This is a genomic window from Pseudogulbenkiania ferrooxidans 2002 (genome assembly GCF_000174355.1).
Classification (GTDB): domain Bacteria; phylum Pseudomonadota; class Gammaproteobacteria; order Burkholderiales; family Chromobacteriaceae; genus Pseudogulbenkiania; species Pseudogulbenkiania ferrooxidans.
In genome coordinates this window covers 290,014-313,877 of the sequence record NZ_ACIS01000006.1, presented here as the reverse complement: position 1 = coordinate 313,877, position 23,864 = coordinate 290,014, and the positions used below count along the sequence as shown (strand labels likewise).

Here is a 23,864-nt window from a genome sequence, read left to right as displayed (position 1 = left end):
CATGTCGCTGCGCACGCTCGCCAACATCTACCGCCTGGGGGTCAAGGAACTGCGCAGCCTGCTCTCGGACAAGGTGCTGCTGCTGCTCATCGTCTGGTCGTTTTCGGGGGCGATCTACGAGGCCGCCACCGGGGTCTCGCAGGAGCTGCACAACGCCCCGGTGGCGGTGGTGGATGGCGACCGCTCGCCGCTGTCGCAGCGCATCGTCGACGCGCTCTATCCGCCCTATTTCAAGAAACCGGCCATAATCACCGAAGCCGAGATCGACCCCGTCCTGGACCAGGGGCGCTATTCCTTCGTACTGGTCATCCCGCCCGATTTCCAGCGCGACCTGAACGCCGGCCGCCACCCGGAGCTGCAGCTCAACGTCGACGCCACCATCGTCAGCCAGGCCTTCATCGGCTCCAGCTACATCACCAACATCGCCGCCGGCGAGATCGCGGCGTACCTGGCGCCCAACCGGCAGAGCGCGCCCGCCATCCGCCTCACCACGCGCGCGCGCTTCAACCCCAACCTCACCGGGGTCTGGTTCGGCGGCGTGATGGAAGCGATCAACAACGTCACCATGCTCACCATCATCCTGGTCGGCGCCGCCTTCCTCCGCGAGCGCGAGCACGGCACGCTCGAGCATCTGCTGGTGATGCCGCTGACGCCGTTCGAGATCATGGCGGCCAAGGTCTGGGCCAACGGGCTGGCGGTGCTGATCGGCGTCACCTTCGCGCTGACGGTGGTGGTGCAGCAGGTGCTGCGGGTGCCCATCGCCGGGTCGGTACCGCTGTTCCTGGCCGGCGCCGCACTGTACCTGTTCTCGGCGGCCTCGATCGGCATCTTCCTCGGCACGCTGGCGCGCTCGATGCCGCAGCTGGGCCTGCTCATCATCCTCACCATCATCCCGCTGCAACTGCTCTCGGGCGGCGCCACCCCGCGCGAGAGTATGCCGCTGCCGGTGCAGGACATCATGCTGGGCGCGCCGACCACCTACTTCGTCAAGCTGGCCCAGGCCATCCTGTACCGGGGAGCCGGGCTGGACGTGGTGTGGCCCGACCTTCTGGCCATCGCCGCGATCGGCCTGGTGTTCTTCGGCGGTGCGCTGTCCCGCTTTCGCCGCGCCGTCACCCAGACGCAGCGCTGACGGCACCGTTGTGCCGCGTCATGGCGCCGCCCCGTCGTACAGCAGATAGCGCTCGCGCGACTCGCGGAAACGCTGCAGCGCGGGCTGCCAGTCGGCCTCGATGCGGCGCGGGTCCTCGTCCCGTTGCAGCGCCGCCAGCACCTGGCGCGAACCGACCATGCCCAGCGTCTGGGCGAGTTCGAAGCGCTGCGGGTAGCGCCGCTGCAGTGCCGCGATCAGCTCGACCCCCAGCAGCGGCGCACGCAGCGCCTGGCGGTCGGTGACGATGAGGCGCACGCCCTGGCAGCGCTCGCCCCGGTAGAGGCTGTCGTCGGGGACGAATTCGGCCGGCTCGAAACGCACCCCGGGGATGGCGCGGGCGTTCAGTTCTTCGGCCAACCCCGCGCCGTCGATCCACGGTGCGCCCAGCCATTCGAAGGGCCGCTCGGTGCCGCGCCCGACGCTGACGTTGGTCCCCTCCAGCAGCGCCACGCCGGGGTAGAGCCGCACCTGGCCCAGGGTGCGCAGGTTGGGCGACGGCGGCAGCCACGACAGCCGGGTCTCCTCGAAGCGCATGGCGCGGCGGTAGCCCTGCATGGCGACGACCGTGAGCCCGGCCCCCAGCCGTTTTTCGGCGTTGAACAGGCGCGCCAGCTCGCCCAGGGTCATGCCGTGCTGGACCGGCAGCGGGAAATAGCCGGTGAACGAGGTCAGGTCGTCGTCGAGCAGCGGGCCATCGACCCGATCGGCCCCCAGCGGGTTGGGCCTGTCCAGCACGAAAACGCGCAGGCCCTGCGCCGCGGCCGCCTCCAAGGCGTAGCCCAGGGTGCTGGCGAAGGTGTAGAAGCGCACCCCGGCATCCTGGATGTCGAACACCAGCGCGTCGAGTCCCGCCAGCATGGCGGGCGTCGGGCGCCGGGTCGCACCGTACAGGCTGTACACGGGCAGGCCGGAGAACGGCTCGGTCTGCGACGCGACCTGCCCTTCCTGGTCGCCGTAAACGCCGTGCTCCGGGCTGAAGACCGCCGCCAGCGTCACCCCCGGCGCCCAGCGCAGGCGGTCGAGGGTGCGCCAGCCCCGTCCGTCCACCCCGCTCAGGTTGGTGATCAGGCCGATACGCAGGCCCGCCAGCGGCGCGAACGCCTGCGCTTCGAGCACGTCGATGCCGGTTTCCACCCTGGGGCGCTCGTCGGCCGGAAGGAGCGGCGGCGGCAGCGCGGCGGCCGTCGCCAGCACCGGGTCGGCGGCGATGGCGGCGGGCGGCCGGGGCGGCTCCAGGCTGGCCAGCAGCGCCAACAGCTGGTGCCGCAGCGGCTGGGCGTCGCCGCTGCCCTCCTGGTAAACCCGGTTGCTCAGAACGATCAGGAAGCGTTGCGTGACACGGTCGATCCACAGGCCGGTGCCGGTGAAGCCGGTTTGGCCGATCATCCCGACCGGGGCCAGGGCGTCGCGGTTGGCCACCAGCGGCGCCTCCAGCGCCCAGCCGATGCCGCGCCAGTGCGGCGCCTCGGTGGGCGACTGCGGCTGGAACAGCAGCGCCACGCTCTGCGGCCGCAGGATGCGCTGCCAGCCCAGGCGGCCGTCGTTGAGCAGCGCGCGGGCGAAGCGCGCCAGGTCGTCGGCGCTGGCGAACAGGCCGGCGTGCCCGGACACTCCGCCCATGTGTTGCGCCGCCGGATCGTGCACCCGTCCGCGCGCAAGGTTGGCCGAAGCCGGCCGGGTCGGCGCGATGCGCGGCCAGCGCTCCGCCGCCGGCAGAAACCCGGTGTCGCGCATGCCGAGCGGCTGGAAGATATGGCGCTGGCAGTAGACGTCCAGCGGCTGGCCGCTGACGCGCTCCACCAGCACCCCCAGCACCTCGAAATTGATATCGCTGTAGAGCACCTTGCTGCCCGGTTCGGCCACCCGCCGGGTCGCCACGATGCGGCGCAGCATCTCCTCCCGGTCCACCCCCTGGCCGCTCAGGTTTAGTCCCACCGGCAGGCCCGAGGTGTGCGCCAGCAACTGCCGCAGCGTGATGGTGTCCTTGCCATGCGAGGCGAACGCCGGCCAGTAGCGGGCGGCCGGGGCATCCAGCGCCAGCCAGTGCCGCTCCACCAGCTGCAGCACCGCGGTGGTGGTGGCGACGGCCTTGGTCAGCGAAGCCAGGTCGAAAAGGCTGTCTTCGGTCATGCGCTCGCCCGCCGGCCCGCGCGAGCCGAAGGCCTGGCGGTAGCGCACGCCGCCGGCATCGCCAACGATGACCACCGCCCCCGGCATGCGCCCGGCCAGAATCTGGGCACGCACCGCCGCCTCCAGCGGCGCCCACGACGACGGCATCGCCGCGAGCACGGGGGCCAGCCACAGCGCCAGCAGGCACGACCGCCACCACCTCATGGCCGTCCTCCTGGCGCGGGCACCGCTGGCACAGGAGGCGCTGCGGCGCGCAGCTTCAAGCCGGCCTCGCTGTACTGGTTGCGCGGGTTCCACAGCATCCAGCCCCCGCTGCCCACCGCCTCGGCGGCGTCGATCTGGGCGCGGATCTCCCTGGCCCCGAAGGGGCGCCGGTCGAAGGCGTAGTCGCGGAAAGACTGCAGCCAGGGACGGAAGCGCACGCCCGGCAAGGCGGTGCGCGCCATCGCCCGGCGCAGCGAGCGCTCGACGATCTCGCCGGGGCTGGCCACCGGGTTGCGGTAGCCGGGGATGCCCCAGGTAAAACCGGACGGGTACAGCATCGGGGAGAGGTAGTCGACCACCGCCCCCAGGCGCTCGATCTGCTGGCCGATGAAGGTATCGTTTTCGTTCCAGCACACGTAGCCGAACACATCGGCCGCCACGAACACGTTGTAGGGCGCCAGGCGCTGGCGCGCCGCCGTCAGGAACCCCTGGATCGCGCCGATCCGGTTGTCGCGGGTGTTGGGCCGGGAAAACACCAGCCCGGCCGTGTCGGGGAAACGCAGGTAATCGAACTGGATTTCGTCGAAGCCGAGCCGGGCGGCGGCCTCGGCGATGTCGAGGTTGTAGCGCCACACCGCCTGCGAGAACGGGTCGCTCCAGGCCATCCCTTCCCGGTCGTGCCACACGCCGCCCGCCGCATCGTGCACCGCCAGCTCGGGATGCGCCGAGGCGAACGGCTGGTCCTTGAACACCACGATGCGGGCGATCAGGTACACGCCGCGCTGCTGCAGCTGGCGTACCAGCGCCGCCATGTCGCGCACCGGAACCACCTTCTGCGGCCCCAGCCCGGCGCGCTCGGGAATCGGGCTCGGGAACGCGATCTGGCCGCGGTCGCCCTTGACGTCGATAACCAGCGCGTTGAGTTCGGTGCGCTCGATCAGCCGCAGCGCCGCGCCGCGCAGCCGGGTGCTGCCGACGCCGTAAAACGACAGATAGAGCGCCTTGGGGCGAAAGGGTTGCAGGGCGACCTTCAACGTCGCCGTCCCGGGCGCCACGGCGAGCTGGCGGCGGCGATACCCGGCGGCGCGCAGCGACAGCGAGGCCGCCGGCAGCGCCAGCCGGAAGCGCCCGGCGCCATCGCTCATCACCACGCCTTGCGCCGTGGTCACGCTCGCCCCCGCCAGCGGCGCCTGGGTGACGGCATCGACCACCACCCCCGCCAGGCCGAGCGCCGGCTCGGCCCCCAGGCAGAGCAGCAGCCCCAGCAGCACGAACAGGCGCGGCATCATGGCCGCGACCCGGCGTGAGAGGCGGACGGCTCGGGCTGGCTGTTCTTTTTCAACAGCGCCGCGAAGGTTTTGGCGTCGTAGGCATCCACCATCAGCAGACGAGGCAGCGCCCACAGGGAGTCCCGCCACGTCACCGGCCGCGCCTCGAGCGAGAACGCCGCCAGGTAGCCGGCGGTTTGCGCCTCCTGCATCAACTCGGCGTCGTAGAGGCCGAACGGCCACGCCAGCAGGTCCACCTTGTGCCCCAGCTGCTTTTCTATCACCTGCCTGGGTCGCAGCAGTTGCTGCCTCACCAGTTGCCGATACGCCTCTGGGCTCAGGCGCCGCCGCTCCTGCAGGAAATTCGGATGCCAATAGCTGTGCGACTGGACATCGAACCCGCCGCTTTGCTGCATGCGGCGCAACTCGTCCCAGGTCAGCGCGTAGCGGGCGTTGGAAATGGCGCTCGGATAGATGAACAGCGTCACCGGCACCCGGTAGCGCTGCGCCAGCGGGTACATCACCTGATACACCGAGCGATGGCCGTCATCGGCGGTCATCACCACCGCCTTGGCCGGCAAACCGGCACGGCGCCCATAGAGGTAGTCGATCAGATCGTGTAGCGGAATCACCGAGTAACCCTGGCTGCGCAGCACGCGCAGATGGTCCTCGAAGGTGGAGCTGCGAACCGTCATGCTATCAGTCACGGTGGCGGCGAAACGGTGGTAGACCAGAATCGGCACACGCCATTCCGCCTGGCTCGCCATGGCCGGGCCGGCCAGTGCGGCGAGTACACCGTACCGCCAGACAAGGCGCCGTAGTCGCTGAGTCATGAAAAACCATCCGCATTGTTGGCTCGTCTCGGCGTGCGACAGGCCGACCTGCCGGGTGACGAGCCCGCCGCACAAGCCTACAACCCGCCATGCCCCTGCCCCCTCGGCCGGGACGGCATTTCAGCTATAACGCTTCGCCGCCCGGAAGTACAGGCGCCCCGCGCCGAGCCGCGACCCGCCCCCCTCTTCCGCAACGTTCTGCCCGCCATGCCACGCGCGCCTCGCCTAAGAACCTGTTCACGATCTGTCGCGAGCAGCCCTCAGCGGGGTGAAGAGCAGCGCAGGAACCGGAATGTACTGGAGTACATGAGGATTCCCGATCGCTGAGCGAATCGCTGCGTGCCAATCTCTCGCTGAGCCAATCGAAGATTGGCACGCAGTGATTGGCTCAGCGATAGATTCGCACGCAGTGCACATGAGCCCCGATCAGGGATGCGCAGCAAGATCGTGAACAGGTTCTAAGATTCAGGATGCCCCCACTCCGATTGACGAGAAAGCCGTTGCCGATGGCGCTAGAAACCGAACTCAAGCTTCGGCTCCCCCCCAACCGGAATGCCGCGTTCCGGCGCTGGATGGCGCAACATGCCGAGGCTGCTGCCCCGGCCACCGAACAGTTGCTCAGCATCTACTACGACACGCCCACCCTGGCCTTGGCGCAACGCGATATCGGGCTGCGGCTGCGCCGCGTCGGCGACCGCTGGCTGCAGACAGTGAAGCTGGGCGAACAAGCGGGTGGCGGTCTGCACCGGCGCCAGGAACTGGAAACGGAGGTCAGCGGGGAAGCCCTCGAACCGGAGCGGATTGCCGAGCGCACGATCCGGCAGCTGTTGACCCGGGAGGACGTCGCCGGCGCGCTCGCGCCGCTGTTCCGCACCGACATCAAGCGCACCCGCTGGATGCTGCGCGACGCCGGGGGCAACATTTTGGAAGTGTGCCTGGACCAGGGCACGATCCAGGGTCAGGCCCGGAGCATGAAACTCAACGAGGTCGAGATCGAGCTGAAACAGGGCCACGTCCAGGCCGTGTTTGATCTGGCACTGCAGATGGCCAGCACCCTGCCCTTGATCCCCGACCCGCAAAGCAAGGCCGAGCGCGGCTATGCCTTGTGCCGCAACGCCGCGTTGCCGGCCGCGTCAAAGGCGCGGCTACCGCCGCTGCGGGGCAAACAAACGCCGCATCGCGCCCTCAAGATGGTCGTGCAGGAAACCCTGCGCCACCTACAGGCCAACATGCCGGGCCTGCTCGATCACGACGACATGGAGTGCGTCCATCAAGCGCGCGTGGCCTTACGCCGGCTGCGTTCGGCCCGGAAGGCCTTCGCCCCGCTCACTGCCGGCGACGAATGGCAGGGCATCATGACGGACGTGCAGTGGTTGGCCACCCAGCTGGGCCGGGTGCGGGATCTGGACGTGTTCCTGGGCGAGACGCTGCCCGGCATCGAAGCCGCCCTGGCGCCGGATGCCGATTTCGCCCCCCTCAAAGCCGCCCTGCTAGGCCAACGCGAAAGGTGCCGCCGCGAGGCGCATGCCGCCGTGATCTCGTCCCGCCACGGCCGCTTGCAGCTGCGCCTCCTGGCCTGGCTGAATCAGCCGGCGCCCCGTCCCAAGGGCAACACGCTGCCACTGCGCGACTTCGCCCGCCGCGCCTTGCAGCAACGCTGGCGGCCGTTTGCCCGCCTCGCCCGCGACTGGGCCGCGCTGAGCCAGGAACAGCGCCACGAGCTGCGCAAACGCGCCAAGAAACTGCGTTACAGCGCCGAGTTTTTCTCCCCGCTCTACCCGCCCAAGCGCGTGGCACGCTACCTGGAGCGGCTGCAGGCCCTGCAGCAAATCCTCGGCGACATGAACGACAGCGTGGCGGCGCAGGCCCTGCTGGCGCAGACCCTGGCCAAGGATGCCGCACTTCAACATGCCGGAGGCCTGGTGGCCGGCTGGCTCGCCCACGGCGCCCACCACGCCGAACAGCAGCTGCCCGGCGTGCTGAAACGGCTGCAAAACACCCCGGTCTTCTGGCGTCGCCCCGACGCCGCCAAGCGGCGGCGCTGACACGGTCCTGCCCCAGCGGACGGCCGCTGCCGGCAGGCGCTACGCGGGAGGCTGGCGCAGCGCGTGGCGAGCGTCGTCGCGCAATTGCAGCGAGATACCCACGGCCAGGTCCAGCCGGCGCAGCAGCCACAGGCTGAGGTCATGCACAAACGGATCGGGCAAGGCCGCCGGCTCCGGAAGCAGCGCCTCCGGGATGGTGCTCATGGCCTGGCTGCCCGCCAGGGCATCGCCGATGCTGGCGGCCGCTTGCTGCAAGGCCGGGCGGACCTGCTCCAGGTTGAGGCGCTCGCGCCGCATCAGCAACATGCTCTTGACGGCGGTGAGCTGGGCCAGCAACTGGTAGCTGTGCGCCAGCAAGCGGCCCAGCGGCTCCAGTGCCGGGCGCACCGCGCGCGGTTCGGCGAGCGAGCGCTGGGTGGCCTGAACCAGGGCGGAGAGGCTGTCGTAGGCCTCGCGCCGGGCCAGCCGCCATTCCAGTTCCGGCTCGTTGTCCACCGACTGCAATTGCCCCAGCCCCAGCGCCACGCGAGCGTGGCGCGCCTGGGCCGCCATGGTGCGCGCCACCAGCTTGGGAATCTGGGTACGCTCCCAGGAAGGCAGCACGTAGCTGAACGACCACGCGATGGCGACCCCCAGCAGCGTGTCGGCGATGCGCTCGACCACGGCAAACGCCGGGCTGCTGCCGGCATTGAGCAGGTGCGCCTGCACCAGGCCCAGCACGGTGGCGGCCACGGCGGTGATGAGATAGCGCTTGATGGCGAAGGCGTGCGCCACCGCCTGCGCCAGCGTCACGACCACCAGCAGCAGCAACGGCGGCGCATGTGTCGCCAGCAAGGCCCCGGCCAGCAGGCACCCGAGCAGGGTGCCCGCCACGCGGCTGTCACGCCGCTCCAGGGTCTGGGCGAAGCTGCCGCGCAGCACCACCACGATGGTGAGCAAAATCCAGTAGTCGTGCGTCCCCCACGGCAGTGCCAGCGACAGGGCGTAGGCGCTGCCGATGGCGAGCGCGGCGCGGATGGCGTGGCGCAGCGGCGGCGCATCCCAGCGCCACAAGGCGGTGAACGGCCGCCACGACCAGGCAGTCGGGCTCACGAACATCCGCCAGGCGGCCCGCACCACGTCGAGGTCGGGCTCGGCCTCGCCGCGCGCCAGCGCGATCAGGCGCAGGGTTTCGTCGTTCATGTTGCCGATACGGTTGGCCAGGCCGCGTGCCAGCACCGCCGGCGACGGCGTGGCAACGGCGTCCGGCAACGCCGCCTCCTCCTCCGCCCAATGCAGGGCCGCCAGCCGCGGGCGATGGCTGGCAAACAGCGCCGGTTGGCGCCGGTAGAGCATGGCATCGGCCAGCGCGTCGATTTCGTCGGCCAGGGCGTTGAGCACCTCGCGCAGCTCGTCCAGCACCAGGGCGTGGCCGGGATGCGTCTTCAGCGTATCGAGATCGAGTTCGCAGGCGAGCAGGTGGTCGCGCATTTCCAGTGCCTGCATCAGCATGCCCGCCAACTGCTGCCGGCGCGCGGTGCGCGGCGATTCGAGCAGGATGTCGCGCGCCGCTTGCAGCTGGTCGGCCAGCGCCGCCTGCTCGCGCAGCAGGCGCCCGATCAGGGGCATGCGGCCGCCCTCCTCGCCACGGCCCGCCGGGGCGAATTGCTGCGCCTGGGTGCGCATCAGCGTGCCCAGCGCCAGCAAGGTTTCGGCCAACATCTGCACGCGGTAGAACGGGTTGAGCAAGGCGTGGGCAAGCGTGGCGTACACCACGTACGCCCCGGCTCCCAGGGCGAAATACAGGGTGCTGCTGAGCGCCGTGGCGCTGTGGCTGTGGGCCGGCGCCGCCATCGAGAACACCATTGCGAACATGGCTGAAATCGAGATCGGCAGGCCGCGCTTGCCCCATGCCGCGGCGAGAAAGGCGATGAAGCTGGCCGGCACCAGCAGCAGCCCCAGGTAAAGCGGCGAGGCATGCAGCACTTGCACGCCGAAGAACAGCGGCACGCCGATCAGCGCCGCCGGCAACAGATGGAAGAATTTCCCGCGCTTGGGACCGGCCTGGTCGGGCGGAATGCAGACGATGACGCCGACGGACGCGGCGGAGGCGGCAAACGCGCCCAGCGTCAGATGCACCACGCCCGATATCAGCAACAGGCCCAGCGCCGCCGACAGGCCGTTGGCCACGTAATAGCTGAACGCAACGCGCAGGATGGCCTGGTGGCGGCGCAAAAATGAGGGGGGTATCTGCATGGTCAATATCAATCGGCCACCCTGGCGCCGGGTACGACGGCGGAGGACATCCGTCCGGGCAGCGGCCGCGACACCCTCGTCCGGGTTGTTCTTGGTTCGTTGGGTTATACCCTGATTGGATCACCCACAGCAACGGGTCAGGAGAAGGCTGCAAGCTCGCCGCCGCGCCCGAGGTGACCCACGGGCGGCGACAAGCATGGGCAACGCCACCTGACGATGCGGTCCGGATGCGGTGCCGGGATGGCGGCCGCGGAGACGTCGTGTCGCGAGGTGGTCGTGAGCAAAGCGAAATGGGGCGTTAAAGAACACCCGCTGCGAGCGAGCGGGTGTTTTCGGCGGGGTTAGCGGTCCTCTTGCCATTTCCCCTTGCCATGGCCGTGGCCGTGCTCGTTACCGGGGTAACGGCGCTCGTCGCGGCGGCCATCGCGGCGGTCGTAGTCGTGCCGACGGTAGCGTGGCGCGTAGACGTCGTTGTACCACTCGTCCCGCACGAAATACACCGGCCGGCCGCAGGCGCGGTATTCGGCGCAGTGCTGGCGCCAGTGCTTGGCATGGCCAGGGGGAACGCGCAGGTAGATCGGTTCATACACCACGGGCGAGCGCCGGATGATGACGGGTTCCGCATAGATGACGGCAGGCCGCGGGAAGTTGCCGATGTCGATCTGGCCGTAGAAATTAGGATCGCCGATGCTGATCGATACCCCGACATCGGCAGCCAGCGCCGAGGAGGTTGCCGCGGCGAATAGCGAGGCTAGCAAGAGCTTTTTCATCAAAGTCCTTTCCTTGAGCTGTGGTGCAAAACGCCGGGTGACGGACATCTCCAATCCATCCCAGTCTAAGACTTAGCTGACGGCATCGCTACTTGCATAGATTGTGATCGGCGCATAACGTTCCCGGCGCGCCGGCGCTGCCGCCTGGCAAGGCACGCGCAAAGCGGCACCCTCCCGGACGGGTTCGGCAGCGAAGTCGAACTCACGGTTGCGCTGCCCGGCCTGCCGCGCGACGAGGCGCAGCGCCGGGCCACAGCTTGGGCGCGGCGCAACACATCTAAAAATCAGATCAAATAGCCGTATTTTTTGCGTTATTCAATCGAAAAAATAACGCCCATACTGACAGCCATGATGAATCGGGGCCGATACCGCCCCACCAACAGGAGCCGATCATGCTGAACGTCAGGAAAGCGAACGAACGGGGACATGCCGACCACGGCTGGCTGAATAGCTACCATACCTTCTCCTTTGCCAGCTATTTCGACCCCAACCACATGGGCTGGGGGCCGCTGCGGGTCATCAACGACGACACCGTGGCCGGCGGCAGCGGCTTTCCCACCCACGGCCACCGCGACATGGAGATCATCTCGTATGTGCTGGAAGGTGCGCTGGAGCACAAGGACACCCTGGGCACCGGCTCGGTGATCGTGCCGGGCGACGTGCAGCTGATGAGTGCCGGCACCGGCATCGCCCATAGCGAATTCAACCATTCGCACCAGGAGCCGGTGCATTTCCTACAGATCTGGGTGATGCCGGAGCAAAACGGCCTGCGTCCGAGCTACCAGCAACGCCGCTTCGAGACCGAGGAAAAGCGCGGCAAGCTGCGCCTGCTGGTATCGCCGGACGGCCGCGACGGCTCGCTGAGCATTCGTCAGGACGTGGCGCTCTACAGCGCGCTGATCGACGGCGAGGAGCAGGTCGAGTGGGTGCAGACGGCGCCGCGTCTGGGCTATATCCACGTGGCGCGCGGCAGCGTGAAACTGGACGGCTATCCCTTGCAGGCCGGCGATGGCGTCAAGGTACAGGGTGACTCGCGCTTGCTGCTAAGCGAGGGCGCAGCGGCCGAGGTGCTGTTCTTCGACATGGTGCCGTAAGCGCCAGGCGGGAAGCACCGCCCCGCCCCGCTGCTTTGGGCACCAAACCGCCGGATGCGGCGCCACGTGGCGCCGCATCCGGCAAATCCTGTCGCAGCACGCCCGGCCATGTCGCCTGCAAGCTGGGCAATATCAACCCGCGCTGTCCTGATGGTCCGGCGCGACGTCCCCGATGGCAAAACGCACCGCGTCCTCGACCCGGTCGAGCAAGACGAATTGCAGCTTCGCGCGCGCCTCGGCGGGCACGTCCTCCAGATCCTTCTGATTGCGGCGCGGCAGCATCACGGTGTGGATGCCGGCGCGCAAGGCGGCCAGCGTCTTTTCCTTGACGCCGCCAATCGGCAGCACCAGCCCGCGCAGGCTCACCTCGCCAGTCATCGCCACGTCGGAGCGTACCGGCTTGTCGGTCAACAGCGACACCAGGGCGAGGAACATCGCCACCCCGGCGCTGGGCCCGTCCTTGGGCGTCGCCCCGGCCGGCACGTGCACGTGCACGTCGATGCCGGCGAGCGAATCGCCAGTCCAGATCTTGGCCAGGGTCAGCGCCGCCTGCGCCGATTCCTTCATGACCTCGCCCAGCTGCCCGGTCAGGATCAGGCGCCCGCTGCCCGGCACCTTGCTGGCCTCGATGAACAGGATGTCGCCGCCCACCGGCGTCCAGGCGAGCCCCGTCGCCACGCCGGGCAGGCTGGTGCGCAGCGCCACCTCGCTCTCGTAACGCTGCGCGCCGAGGATGTCGGCCAGGTCCGCGGCATCCACCGTGACGCGCTCGGCCAGGCCTTCGGCGATGCGCATCGCCACGCGGCGCAGCACCGAACCCAGCTCGCGCTCCAGGTTGCGCACCCCGGCCTCGCGCGTATAGTCGCGCACGATCGCGGTCAGCGCCGCATCCGTCAGCCCAGCCTGTTCGGTCGTCAGGCCGTTGGCCTCGAGCTGGCGCCGCACCAGGTAACGACGCGCGATCTCGATCTTTTCCTCCTCGGTGTAACCGGGGAGCTGGATGATCTCCATGCGGTCGCGCAAGGGTCCGGGGATGGTGTCGAGCACGTTCGCGGTGCAGACGAACATGACCCGCGACAGGTCGAAATCCACCCCCAGGTAGTTGTCGCGGAACGTGCGGTTCTGCTCCGGATCGAGCACTTCCAAGAGCGCGCTGCCCGGGTCGCCATGGAAGCCGCCGGCGCCGAGCTTGTCGATCTCGTCGAGCATCAGCACGGTGTGGGTGGTGCCGGCGCGGCGCAGCGCCTGGATGATGTTGCCTGGCAAGGCGCCGATGTAGGTGCGCCGGTGCCCGCGGATTTCCGCCTCGTCGTGCAGCCCGCCCAGGGCGACGCGCTGGAAGGCGCGTCCGGTGGCGCGGGCGATGGACTGGCCGAGCGAGGTTTTGCCCACGCCGGGCGGGCCGGAAAAGCACAGGATCGGGCTCTTGCCCTCCGGGTTGAGCTTGCGCACTGCGAGGTACTCCAGGATGCGCCGCTTGATCTTGTCCAGCCCGAAATGATCCTCGTCCAGCACGTGCCGCGCGGCGGCGATGTCGATCGGCTGCGGCGCCTCCGCTTTCCACGGCAGCTCGGTCAGCCACTCGAGGTAGGTGCGCAGCATGGCGTACTCGGTGCCGCCCTCGCCCACGCGCTGCAGCCGCTTCAGTTCCTTCTCGGCATGTTTCTGCACCTCGGGCGGCATGCCGGCCGTGGCGACGGCCTGCTTCAGTTCCTCGATTTCGACCGCACTCTCCTCGTCCTCGCCGAGTTCCTTCTGGATCTGCCGCATCTGCTCGCGCAGCATGTGCTCGCGCTGGCGCTCGTCGAACTGGGCGCGCGTCTTCTCGCCGATCTCGCGCGAGAGCTTGAGCACCTCGACCCGCGCCGACAGCAGCGCCAGCACCTTGTCGAGGCGGCGCAAGAGGTCGAAGGTTTCCAGGATGTCCTGCTTTTCCTCGACTTTGACGTCGATGAGGTTGGCCACCATGTCGGCCAGGGCCGCCGGCGAGTCGATGCCGCGCACCACGTCGTTCAGCTCGCCCGGCATATGGGGCAGCAGGCCGATCGCCTCGATCGCGCGTTCCTTGAGCTGCAGGAAACGCGCCTCGATCTCGGGCGTCATCATCTCCGGCTGGGCGATCAGCGCCACCCGCGCCACGAGGAAGGGCCAGCCATCGAGAAATTCCAGTACCTGGAAGCGCGACAGCCCCTGCACCACGAGGTGATCGGCCCCTTCCTTGCCGGTGATGTAGCGCGCGATCAGTCCGGCGGTGCCCACCCAGTACAGATCGGAAGGCCCGACCTCGGTTTTCTGCGGGTCGCGCTGCAGCAGGAATCCCACCTGCAGCTCGTTCTTCGCGGCCTCCTGCGCCGCCGCGATGGAGGCAGCGCGTCCGACCGTCACCGGCGACAGCACGCCGGGAAACAGCACCGCGCTGCGCAGCGGGATGAGGATCATCGCGTCCTCCGGCAGACGCTTGCTGCCGGCGGCAAGCGGCGCCGCGGCCGGCGGTTGGGCCCCGGCGGACGCCCCGGGGGTCTCGTCGGTGCGCATGTGCTGCTGCTTGGACCAGTGCTTCATCGTGGAACCTCCCTTACTTTTCTGAAGGTCAATACCAGGCAACCATCCGCCAGTTCCGGCGGGGCCGGCTCGAGGATGTGCAGGGGCAGAGGGATGTGGCGCTCGAAGCGTCCGTAGGGAATTTCGATGCGGTGGATATGGGCCGCCCGGGAGGCGGGGAAGCGCCGCTCCGCCGCCACCGTGACCCCGCCCGGCTCGAACGCCACGACGATGGCCGCCGCGGGCACCCCCGGCAGGGCGACGTAGACGATCATGGCGTCCTCGCTCTCCACCACGTCGATCGGCGGCTCGAGGCAGGGTGCGCGCGCCGGGCCGCTGCGAAAGAACTGGCAGTGCAGCCGCTCGGCCTGCTCCAGCAGGGACAGGGCGTCGCCCCACATCCAGGACATCAGGTCGCGTGATCTCATGGTGTTCATGCCTCCCATGGGGGGTAAATGGCGTTCACGGCGCCGCTTTCAAGCCGGCTCCCGCGTCAGGAAAAATCCGCCAGCATCGGGGGGACGTGGCGGCGCAACAGCGCGTTGTGGGCGCTCCATTGCTCCTGCGCGTCCAGGGTTTCGAGGTAACGCACCTCGCCGGCGGCGAACACGGCGACCGGCAGGCCGTCACGGAACAGCACGCGGTTGCCGGTGAGCGCCGCGAGCTTGGGTCCGGGCGTCAGGATGCCGACCAGGTTGAGCGGGTCGGCACCGGACAGCGACAGCCACTCGCCCGTGGGCGGCTTGCGCCGCACCTCGCGCAGCAGCCCCACCGCCTCGGGCAGGGCGAACTGCTCGCCGGAGAAACCGGCGACGAAGCGGCCGCCGCGGATTTCGCCGCGCGCTTCGAGCCGGCGGTACACACGCAGCAGGTCGCGCCACGGCGGCAGCCAGTCGGCCTCGCGCTCCAGCACGCGCCAGAACACCACACCGTAGCGGCGCAGCAAGGTACGCGCGACGTGCTCGAGCGCCTCGTCAAGGTTGGCCGAAGCCGCGCCGCGCCGTGCCAGCGCCCAGCGCCCGGCGTCTTCCATGCCAAACATCACGGTGCGGTGGTGGCGTCGGCGCGTGCTGCCGCCGCTGGGGCGGCGCCGCTCGGACGGCACCAGCAGCGCGCGCAGGCCGCCGAAGCTGTCGGCATTCACCAGCCCGACCGCCACCAGCTCGGCCAGCGCCTCTTCCACCTGCACCCCCAGCAAGTGCGTGCCGTCGCGCAGTTCATCGAAGAACGAGGCGCCGTGCTGGCGGATGCAGTCGGCCACCGCCTGGGCACGCCCGCTGAGCGGCGGCGCGTCCGGGGTGGCGGCGAGCTGCGTCCAGAGCTGGGCGTTGCGCCGGGCGAACAGCGTGATCGGCGTGGTGCGCACCGGCGTCACGCCCTTGCCGGCCTTGTCCGGCTGAACGCTGCGCGGCGTCAGGCGCGCCCACGACAGGCGCCCGGCCAGGCACAGGTCGTCCAGCCAGGCCGGCTCGTAGGCCGGGATGCGCGCCGGCAGCAGCTCGGTCTCCCAGGCGCCGGCCGGGGCCTCGTAGCCTTCCAGCTGGGTGGCCACCGCCGCCACCGCGTCCTGTCCTTCCATGCGCGAGTCCGCGGCCACGTGCTGCCAGTCGAACAGGAAGCGCAGGAAGTCGCGCGCGGCCACCGGCTCGATCTCGGCGCGCAGCTGCTTGACGGTGTAGCGATGGATGCGCGCCAACAGCCTCCGCTCGCACCATTCGTCGTCCGCCGCCTCGGCGGTGAAGCGCCCGCGCAGCGCGAAGCCCTCGTTTTCCAGCGCCAGCAGCGCGCCTTGCACCCGACCCGGGTCTTCGCCCAGCGCGGCGGCGCACGCCGGCCAGGTCATCGGCCCCAGACCTTCGAGCCGGCCGCGCACGATCGCGATCAAGGCGGTGTCCGGCGTCCAATCGCGCAGGGCCTCGCCCTCCGGGGGGCTGATGGCTGGCTGCGTCTTGAGTCCGGACCACAGCGTCCGGAACTGGCTCAGCCGCTCGGCGGCGATCCACAGCGCCGCGCCGTCGTGCTGCACACGCGCCACGCGCCGCTGTTTCGCCAGTGCCGCCAGCCACTCGCCCCAGCCCGGCTGCGCCGCCACTTCCGCCGTGGTGACGAAGCTCAGCCACACCAGCGCGTCGTGCAGTTCGTCGGCGTTGGCCGGGTCCGGCCAGGCTTCCTCGCGCACCCGGGCGATGGCGGCAGGGTCGAGCCGGCCGAGGTCGGCGGCGGTGTCCGGGTCGAGCCAGCGCCGGCTCATCACCGCCTGGGTGCGGCGCTCTTCCAGCGGTGCGTCGTCGAGGAAGGCGTAGGGCTTGGCGGTGAGCACCTCGAGCGCCAGCGGCGAGGGCTCGGTCAGGTCGCGCGCCTCGACGCGGATGGCACCCGACTCCAGGCCGGCCAGCAGGCGCTCGAAGCCGTCCACGTCCATGGCGTCGGTGAGGCAATCGGCCAGGGTCTGGCGCACCAGCGGGTGGTCGGGGATTTCGCGCTCGCCGACCAGGTTTTCGGCGCAGGCGAGCTGGTCCGGGAAGATCGCCGTGATCAGGTCTTCGGCATTCATGCGCATCAGCTGCGGCGGCACCTTCTTGCCGCCGCGAAAACGCGGCAGCGCCAGCGCGATGCAGGCGACCCAGCGCCAGCGCGTGATGAACATCGGCGCGTCGAGCAGCGCCTGGATCAGCACCAGGCGCGCGCTGGCCGAGTGGAGATAGCGCGCCACCTCGGCCAGATCGAAGCTGTGCGCGGTGGTGAGCGACAGCACGATGTTGTCCTCGGTGGCGGCGGCCTGCAGCTCGAAGTTGAACTTGCGGCAGAAACGCTTGCGCAAGGCGAGCCCCCAGGCGCGGTTGACGCGGCTGCCGTACGGCGAGTGGATCACCAGCTGCATGCCGCCGACCGCGTCGAAGAAGCGTTCGAACACCAGGGTGTCCAGCGTCGGCAGGCAGCCCAGCGCGGCGTGCGCCGCCGCCAGGTAATCGACCAGCTGGCGCGCGGCCGGCGCGCCGATGCCCAGGTCGTCGGCCAGCCAGCCCAACGCGGTGTCGCCCTGCGGGTCGTGCCGCAAGCAGGCGGCGGTTTCGGCACGCAGCCGTGCCACCGCCTGCGACAACGCGTCGCTGCGGCCCGGCGCCTCGCCGAACCAGAACGGGATCGAGGGCGGCTGGCCGTGCGCGTCTTCCACCCTCACCGTGCCGCGCTCGATGCGCAGGATGCGGTAGGAATTGTTGCCGAGCTGGAACACGTCGCCGGCTGCGCTTTCCACCGCGAAGTCTTCGTTCACGGTGCCGATGATGTGGTTTTCCGGCTCCAGCAGTACCTGGTAGTCGGCGGTGTCCGGGATGGTGCCGCCGCTGGTCAGCGCGGTGAGCCGGGCGCCACGCCGGCCGCGCAGCACGCGGTTGATCGCGTCGTGGTGGATCAGCGCGCCGTGGCGGCCGCGCCGGGTGCTGTAGCCTTCAGCCAACATGGCGAGCACCGCGGCGTAATCCTCCGGCGCCAGGGCGCGGTAGGGCCAGGCGCGGCGCAGGCGCTGGTACAGCGCGTCCTCGCCCCAGTCCTGCGCCGCCACCTCGGCGACGATCTGCTGCGCCAGCACGTCGAGCGGCTGCGGCGGGATGATGAGATAGTCGAGTTCACCGCGCCGCACGCTGTCGAGCAGCGCCGCGCACTCCACCAGATCGTCGCGCGACAGCGGGAACAGCCTCCCCTTCGGCGTGCCGCTCACGGCGTGGCCGGAGCGGCCGACGCGCTGCAGAAACGCCGAGATCGAGCGCGGCGAGCCGAGCTGGCACACCAGGTCGACGTCGCCGATGTCGATACCCAGTTCCAGCGAGGCGGTGGCCACCAGCGCGCGCAGTTCGCCGCGCTTGAGACGCTGCTCGGCGTCCAGCCGCGCCTCGCGCGCCAGGCTGCCGTGATGCGCCGCCACCAACGTCTCGCCCAGGCGCTCCGACAGATGGCGCGTGACGCGTTCGGCCAATCGGCGCGTGTTGACGAACACCAGCGTGGTGCGATGCTCGTCGATCAGCGTGGCGAGCCGGTCGTACACCTGCTGCCACACCTCGCCCGACATCACCGCCTCGAGCGGCGAGAGCGGCACCTCCAGCGCCAGGTCGCGCCGCCGCGCGTGGCCGGTATCGATGATGGTGCAGTCCGGCGCGCGGCCGCCATCCGCTGCGGCCCCGACCAGGAAGCGCGCCACCTCCTCGATCGGCTTCTGGGTGGCCGACAGGCCGACCCGCACCAGCTTGTCTCCGCTCAGCGCCGCCAGCCGCTCCAGCGACAGCGCCAGGTGCGAGCCGCGCTTGTTCGGCGCCAGCGCGTGGATCTCGTCGACGATCACGGTGCGGGTGGTGGCGAGCATCCTGCGGCCCGATTCGGACCCCAACAGCACGTAGAGCGATTCCGGGGTGGTGACCACGATATGCGGCGGGCGGTGGCGCATCTTCTCGCGCTCCGCCTGCGGGGTGTCGCCGGTGCGCACCAGGGTGCGGATGTCCACCTCGGGCAGGCCGCAGGCCGCGAGCGCGTCGCGGATGCCGGCCAGCGGCGTTTCCAGGTTCTTCTGGATATCGTTCGACAGCGCCTTGAGCGGCGAGACGTAGACCACCTGCGTCTCGTCCGGCAGCCCGCCGGAGAGCCCCTCGCGCACCAGCGCGTCGATGGCGGCGAGAAACGCGGCCAGCGTCTTGCCGGAGCCGGTCGGCGCGGCGATCAGCACGTGGCGGCCGGACTGTATCACCGGCCAGGCCTGCGCCTGGGCGGCGGTGGGCGTGGCGAAGGTAGCGACGAACCAGCGCGCCACGGCGGGATGGAAGAAGGGAAGCGGATTCACGCGTCACATCGCGGCAAAGGGGGACGCTTTCATGGTAGTGCAGCCGGCAATGGGGATGGGGATGCGTACCCGGCGAGCCGGCCTATCGGCCGGGAGGACCAGCGATATGCGATGGCCGAGCCCGTCCGCGACAGTCCCCTATATCTCGCCGCGCAGCTGGCGCCGGTAGCGCTCCGGCGAGAACCCCATCTGCTTGCGGAACATCGCGATGAACGCCGAGGCGGTGCCATAGCTCAGGCGAGCGGCGATCTCCTGCACCGGCCAGCCCTCCTTCAGCCACGCCAGCGCCTGCAGCAGACGCACGCGGTTGCGCCACTGCACGAAGCTCATGCCCAGCTCGCTCTGGAAGCGCCGCGCCAGGGTGCGCTCGGTGCAGTGCACCTGCTCGGCCCACTGCGCCAGCGTGGTGGCATCGGCCGGATCGAGCCGGATGGCGTGCAGGATTGGCGCCAATTGGCGGTCGGCACTCTCCGGCAGATAGCTGTCCTCGGCCCCCGCCCGCACCAGGTGCTCCACCAGCAACTCGGCCTGGCGCACGTCCCAGTCGTCGGCCATGGCCGTCACGCGGCGCTGGCAGAAGTCCTCCAGCAAGGCCCGCACCACCGGTGTCTGCGCGATCAGGCAGGCCGTGGCAGGCAGGCGCGCCGCCAGCGCGGCGTCGACGTAGACCGAGGTGTACTCCATCGCCAGGCGCACGTAGGCGGCGTGCGGCAGATCGGCGGGTACCCACACCAGGTAGTCGGCCGGGGCGGTCAGTTTGCGCCCTTCCAACTCCAGCTCGATCAGGCCCAGGCTGATGCGGTTGAGCTGCCCCCAGGGATGGCGGTGCAGCTCGAAGCCGGTATGAGGCTCGAACTGGTCGTAGCGGAAGTAGAGCGGCGACGGTGGCGGCAGTTGCAGGTCGGCGTCCCTATAGGGCAGGTCCATATTGTCGGCTTTGCCTCATCGCTTTGTCTGGTTCGCATTATAAGCAGAGAAAACGACAAGATTACACTGGCGGTATTCCATCCCAAGGAGCCGGCCATGCCCGTGCTGTTTCCCCTGCTGGCGGTGCTGATCTGGGCCGCCAATACCGTGGTGTCCAAGGCCGCCGCCACGGTGTTCGACCCCGCCGCGATCTCCTTTTACCGCTGGCTGGTGGCCGCGCTGGTGCTCAGCCCGTTCTGCCTGCGCCCCTTGTGGCGCCAGCGCCACGCCCTGCTCCCCCATCTGCCGCGCTTTGCCGTGCTGGCCGTGCTCGGCATGGTGCTGTACCAGTGCCTGGCCTATTACGCTGCGCACAGTACCAGCGCCACCAATATGGGAGTGATCTGCGCACTGATCCCGCTGCTGGGCCTGCTGCTGAACGGCCTGGTGTTCGGCCAACGTGTCGGCCCGGCGGCGATGCTGGGCGTGGCCCTGTCGCTGGCGGGCGTGCTCTACCTGCTGGGCCGGGGCGATCCGGCCAGCCTGCTCGCCGCCGGCGTCAATCGTGGCGACGCGCTGATCCTGGTCGGCTCAACCGCCTACGCGCTGTACGGCATCCTGCTCAAGCGCTGGGCGCCGCCGTTCGGACCGTGGCTCAACCTGTACGTGCAAGTACTGCTGGCAGTGGCGATGCTGGCTCCGCTGGCGCTCACCGCCGACAGCCTGGCCATTCCGCCGCAAGGCGTCGGGCTGGTGCTGTTCGCCGGCATCGCCTCATCGGTACTCGCGGCCTACTTCTGGATGCGCGGCATCGAACGGCTGGGCAGCGAGCGCACCGCTATCTTCATGAACCTGCTGCCGCTGTTCACCGCCCTGATCGCCAGCGCCCTGCTCGGCGAAACCATCCACGCCCACCACTGGCTGGGCGGCGGGCTGATCCTGCTCGGGGTGAGCCTGACCCAGGGCGGCTTCGGCAGCGTGCTCAAGCGCTGGCGACTGCAGGCGGGGTGAGCCCGGGCGCGGCGGGCGCGCCGACGGGCAAGCCCGGCACCATGGCCTACACTGTGAAGATGTCCGTCGCCACGGCGTTTTGCCATGCCCCACATCACCTTCGCCGCCGCCATCCAGCGTCATATCGTCTGCCCGGAACGGGAGGTTGTCGCACCGACCGTCGGGGCGGCGCTGGAGGCGGTGTTTGCACTGCAGCCGGAGCTGCGCGGCTACCTCCTCGACGACCAGGGGCAGTTGCGCCGCCACATGGCCATCTTCGTCGACGGCCACGCCATCCGCGACCGCCAGCGCCTGGGCGACCACGTTGCTCCCGACAGCCGCATCTACGTGGTGCAGGCGCTCTCCGGCGGCTGATACAGGACTCCCCCCATGAACGACCGACTCCTCGTTGCCACGCGCAAAGGGCTGTTCATCCTGCACCACCATGATGGTCGGTGGCAGACCACAGAGACCCATTTCCTCGGCGAACCGGTCAGCATGACGCTGGCCGACCCGCGCGACGGTACGCTGTACGCCGCCCTCAACCTCGGCCATTTCGGCGTCAAGCTGTGGCGGCGCCGCGCCGGCGCCACGGACTGGGAGCCGTGCGCGGTGCCGGTGTACCCGCCGCAGCCCGCCCCGCTGCCCGAGCCCTTGCCGGATCACCCGCCCGCCGCACCCTGGTCGCTGCAGCAGATCTGGGCGCTGGAACCCGGCGGCCCCGACCAACCGGGCGTCCTGTGGGCCGGCACCATCCCGGGCGGCCTGTTCCGCTCCGACGACGGCGGCGACAGCTGGGTGCTGAACCGCCCGCTGTGGGACCGCCCGGAGCGCGCGGAATGGTTCGGCGGCGGCTATGACGCCCCCGGCATCCACTCCATCTGCGTCGACCCGCGCGACAGCCGCCACCTCACCCTCGCCGTCTCCTGCGGCGGCGTGTGGCAGAGCCATGACGACGGCGCCAGTTGGAGCTGCACCAGCGCCGGCCTGGAGGCCGACTACATGCCGCCGGAACGGCGCGAAGACCCGAACATCCAGGACCCGCACCGCATGGTGCAATGCGCGGGCGCGCCCGAGGCGCTGTGGGTACAGCATCACAACGGCATCTTCCGCTCCCGCGACGGCGGCGCGCAGTGGCAGCGGCTCTTCGCCCAACCCTCCAGCTTCGGCTTCGCCGTCGCCGTGCACCCGCTGGAGCCCGACACCGCCTGGTTCGTCCCGGCCGTCAAGGACGCATGCCGTGTCCCGGTGGACGCCCGCTTCGTCGTCACGCGCACCCAGGACGGCGGCGCCAGCTTCGAGCCCCTGGACGACGGCCTGCCGCCGCCCCCGGCCTACGATCTGGTCTACCGCCACGGCCTGGAGGTGGACGCCACGGGCCTACGCCTGGCCATGGGCTCCACCACCGGCGGGCTGTGGCTGTCCGAAAACGGCGGTGAGCACTGGCAGTGCCTGTCGGCGCACCTGCCGCCGATCTATTGCGTGCGCTTCGGCTGATCCCACGGCATCGCCGCCCGGCGCCCCTGCCCGGCCGCATCATGCACCCGCCCCTGGCTTGCCCCGCATTGCCAGTGCCGGCAGAGCGGATGGCCGCCCAGTTCGGTTGTCGTGACTCCGTCCGCAAGCTGTACCGCGTCCCCCGCGACCGCCCACGTCAACAATTCGCCTCCCCCGCGCTGACAGGCGAGGGGCAAACCCCGTAAAATGGCGGTCTTACTCCAAGAACATGGAAGGACCGCCATGGCCAAATCCACCAAAGCCCCGGCCAGTTTCGAAGTCTCGCTGGCCCAGCTGGAGGACATCATCCAGGCGATGGAAAGCGGCGACATGCCGCTGGAGACAGCCCTGACCTCGTACAAGCAGGGGGTCGAGCTGATCAAGTTCTGCCAGGGCAAGCTGGCCGACGCCGAGCAGCAGCTGAAAATCCTCGAAAACAACGAACTCAAAACGCTGGATCTGCCGAATGGCCAATGACAACTTCATCGGCTGGATGACCGGCATCCAGCAAACCATGGAAGACGCGCTCGCGCGCCTCCTGCCCAACCCCGAGTCCGCCCCCCAACGCCTGCACGAGGCGATGCGCTACAGCACGCTGGACGGCGGCAAGCGCGTGCGCCCGCTCCTCGTACACGCCGCCGGCGAACTGGTTTCGGCCAACCCCGAGCACCTGGCACGCATCGGCGCGGCGGTGGAAATGATCCATGCCTACTCGCTGGTGCACGACGACATGCCGTGCATGGACGACGACGTCCTGCGCCGCGGCAAGCCCACCTGTCACGTCGCCTTCGACGACGCCACCGCGCTCCTGGTCGGCGACGCACTGCAGACCCTGGCCTTCGACGTGCTGGCCACGCCGCTGGACGGCGTCGCTGCCGCCGCCCAGCTGGAGATGGTGCGCACCCTGGCGCGCGCCTCGGGCCACGGCGGCATGGCCGGCGGCCAGGCCATCGATCTGGCCAGTGTCGGCCAGACGCTGTCGCTGCCCGAGCTGGAATACATGCACTGCCTCAAGACCGGCGCCCTGATCCGCGCCGCGGTGCTGCTGGGCGCGCTCGCCGGCACCCCGCTGTCGGCCGAGGAAACCGAGCGGCTCGACCACTTCGCCAAGCGCATCGGGCTCGCCTTCCAGGTGGTCGACGACGTGCTCGACGTCGATGCCGACACCGCCACCCTCGGCAAAACCGCCGGCAAGGACGCCGCCAACGACAAGCCGACCTACGTCAGCCTGATGGGCCTGCCCGAAGCGCGCGCCTTCGCCCGCGAACTGCGCGACGAAGCCTTCGCCGCACTGGACGGATTCGGCCCCGCGGCCCAACGACTCAAGGACCTGGCCGACTACATCGTCGCCCGCTCCTTCTAAAACAGCA

General features: G+C 69.7%; 17 protein-coding genes. 8 read left to right on the top strand and 9 right to left on the bottom strand.

Annotated features, from left to right (window positions below; translation table 11 throughout):
* Position 1 precedes the first annotated feature (1 nt).
* Positions 2 to 1,132 carry an ABC transporter permease gene (locus FURADRAFT_RS12640; RefSeq protein ID WP_008954554.1) on the top strand — a complete coding sequence of 377 codons (1,131 nt, stop codon included), beginning with the start codon at positions 2 to 4 and terminating at the stop codon, positions 1,130 to 1,132.
* Positions 1,133 to 1,150: 18 nt separating this feature from the next.
* Here the strand turns inward: FURADRAFT_RS12640 and FURADRAFT_RS12635 are convergent, their stop codons facing one another.
* Genes FURADRAFT_RS12635 through FURADRAFT_RS12625 form a run of 3 tightly spaced genes read right to left on the bottom strand, consistent with a single transcriptional unit; the run spans position 1,151 to position 5,588 of the window.
* Complete coding sequence (locus FURADRAFT_RS12635) at positions 1,151 to 3,487, bottom strand: serine hydrolase (protein ID WP_008954553.1); 2,337 nt, start codon at positions 3,485 to 3,487, stop codon at positions 1,151 to 1,153.
* On the bottom strand, positions 3,484 to 4,776 hold the full coding sequence (locus FURADRAFT_RS12630; RefSeq protein ID WP_008954552.1) for a putative glycoside hydrolase: 1,293 nt from the start codon (positions 4,774 to 4,776) through the stop codon (positions 3,484 to 3,486). The genes FURADRAFT_RS12635 and FURADRAFT_RS12630 overlap by 4 nt, the downstream gene beginning before the upstream one ends.
* Positions 4,773 to 5,588 carry a polysaccharide deacetylase family protein gene (locus FURADRAFT_RS12625; RefSeq protein WP_008954551.1) on the bottom strand — a complete coding sequence of 272 codons (816 nt, stop codon included), beginning with the start codon at positions 5,586 to 5,588 and terminating at the stop codon, positions 4,773 to 4,775. Before FURADRAFT_RS12625 ends, FURADRAFT_RS12630 begins: the two co-directional genes overlap by 4 nt.
* Positions 5,589 to 6,094: 506 nt before the next feature.
* Between FURADRAFT_RS12625 and FURADRAFT_RS12620 the strand changes: the two genes are divergently transcribed.
* Positions 6,095 to 7,633, top strand: coding sequence for a CYTH and CHAD domain-containing protein (locus FURADRAFT_RS12620; protein ID WP_008954550.1), 1,539 nt, complete (start codon positions 6,095 to 6,097; stop codon positions 7,631 to 7,633).
* 39 nt (positions 7,634 to 7,672) lie between these two features.
* On the opposite strand, the gene FURADRAFT_RS12615 is transcribed toward FURADRAFT_RS12620, so the two are convergent.
* Positions 7,673 to 9,868, bottom strand: a complete 2,196-nt coding sequence (locus FURADRAFT_RS12615) for an FUSC family protein (RefSeq protein ID WP_008954549.1) — start codon at positions 9,866 to 9,868, stop codon at positions 7,673 to 7,675.
* Positions 9,869 to 10,209: 341 nt separating this feature from the next.
* On the bottom strand, positions 10,210 to 10,638 hold the full coding sequence (locus FURADRAFT_RS12610; RefSeq protein WP_008954548.1) for a hypothetical protein: 429 nt from the start codon (positions 10,636 to 10,638) through the stop codon (positions 10,210 to 10,212).
* 392 nt (positions 10,639 to 11,030) lie between these two features.
* Between FURADRAFT_RS12610 and FURADRAFT_RS12605 the strand changes: the two genes are divergently transcribed.
* Entirely contained in the window at positions 11,031 to 11,732 is a 702-nt protein-coding gene (locus tag FURADRAFT_RS12605; RefSeq protein ID WP_008954547.1) for a pirin family protein, read from the top strand.
* Positions 11,733 to 11,864: 132 nt separating this feature from the next.
* On the opposite strand, the gene lon is transcribed toward FURADRAFT_RS12605, so the two are convergent.
* The 4 genes from lon to FURADRAFT_RS12585 form a co-directional block, all read right to left on the bottom strand.
* The gene (gene lon, locus FURADRAFT_RS12600) at positions 11,865 to 14,294 is read right to left on the bottom strand and encodes an endopeptidase La (protein WP_008954546.1); all 2,430 of its coding nucleotides are present in this window, start codon (positions 14,292 to 14,294) and stop codon (positions 11,865 to 11,867) included.
* Positions 14,291 to 14,710 (bottom strand): Hsp20/alpha crystallin family protein, encoded by a 420-nt coding sequence (locus FURADRAFT_RS12595; RefSeq protein ID WP_150105064.1) that lies wholly within the window; start codon positions 14,708 to 14,710, stop codon positions 14,291 to 14,293. The genes lon and FURADRAFT_RS12595 overlap by 4 nt, the downstream gene beginning before the upstream one ends.
* A 56-nt stretch (positions 14,711 to 14,766) precedes the next feature.
* Positions 14,767 to 19,101, bottom strand: a complete 4,335-nt coding sequence (locus FURADRAFT_RS12590; RefSeq protein ID WP_008954544.1) for a DEAD/DEAH box helicase — start codon at positions 19,099 to 19,101, stop codon at positions 14,767 to 14,769.
* A gap of 138 nt (positions 19,102 to 19,239) precedes the next feature.
* On the bottom strand, positions 19,240 to 20,028 hold the full coding sequence (locus tag FURADRAFT_RS12585; RefSeq protein ID WP_008954543.1) for an AraC family transcriptional regulator: 789 nt from the start codon (positions 20,026 to 20,028) through the stop codon (positions 19,240 to 19,242).
* A 96-nt stretch (positions 20,029 to 20,124) separates the two neighbouring features.
* Here FURADRAFT_RS12585 and FURADRAFT_RS12580 point away from each other — a divergent pair, with 96 nt between their 5' ends.
* From FURADRAFT_RS12580 to FURADRAFT_RS12560, 5 genes are all read left to right on the top strand, one after another.
* Positions 20,125 to 21,018, top strand: coding sequence for a DMT family transporter (locus tag FURADRAFT_RS12580; protein WP_008954542.1), 894 nt, complete (start codon positions 20,125 to 20,127; stop codon positions 21,016 to 21,018).
* Positions 21,019 to 21,102: 84 nt separating this feature from the next.
* Positions 21,103 to 21,372, top strand: a complete 270-nt coding sequence (locus FURADRAFT_RS12575; protein ID WP_008954541.1) for a MoaD/ThiS family protein — start codon at positions 21,103 to 21,105, stop codon at positions 21,370 to 21,372.
* Between the two features lie 15 nt (positions 21,373 to 21,387).
* Positions 21,388 to 22,494 (top strand): WD40/YVTN/BNR-like repeat-containing protein, encoded by a 1,107-nt coding sequence (locus FURADRAFT_RS12570; RefSeq protein ID WP_008954540.1) that lies wholly within the window; start codon positions 21,388 to 21,390, stop codon positions 22,492 to 22,494.
* Between the two features lie 243 nt (positions 22,495 to 22,737).
* Positions 22,738 to 22,971, top strand: a complete 234-nt coding sequence (locus tag FURADRAFT_RS12565; protein WP_008954539.1) for an exodeoxyribonuclease VII small subunit — start codon at positions 22,738 to 22,740, stop codon at positions 22,969 to 22,971.
* On the top strand, positions 22,961 to 23,857 hold the full coding sequence (locus FURADRAFT_RS12560) for a polyprenyl synthetase family protein (RefSeq protein WP_008954538.1): 897 nt from the start codon (positions 22,961 to 22,963) through the stop codon (positions 23,855 to 23,857). Before FURADRAFT_RS12565 ends, FURADRAFT_RS12560 begins: the two co-directional genes overlap by 11 nt.
* Positions 23,858 to 23,864 lie beyond the last annotated feature (7 nt).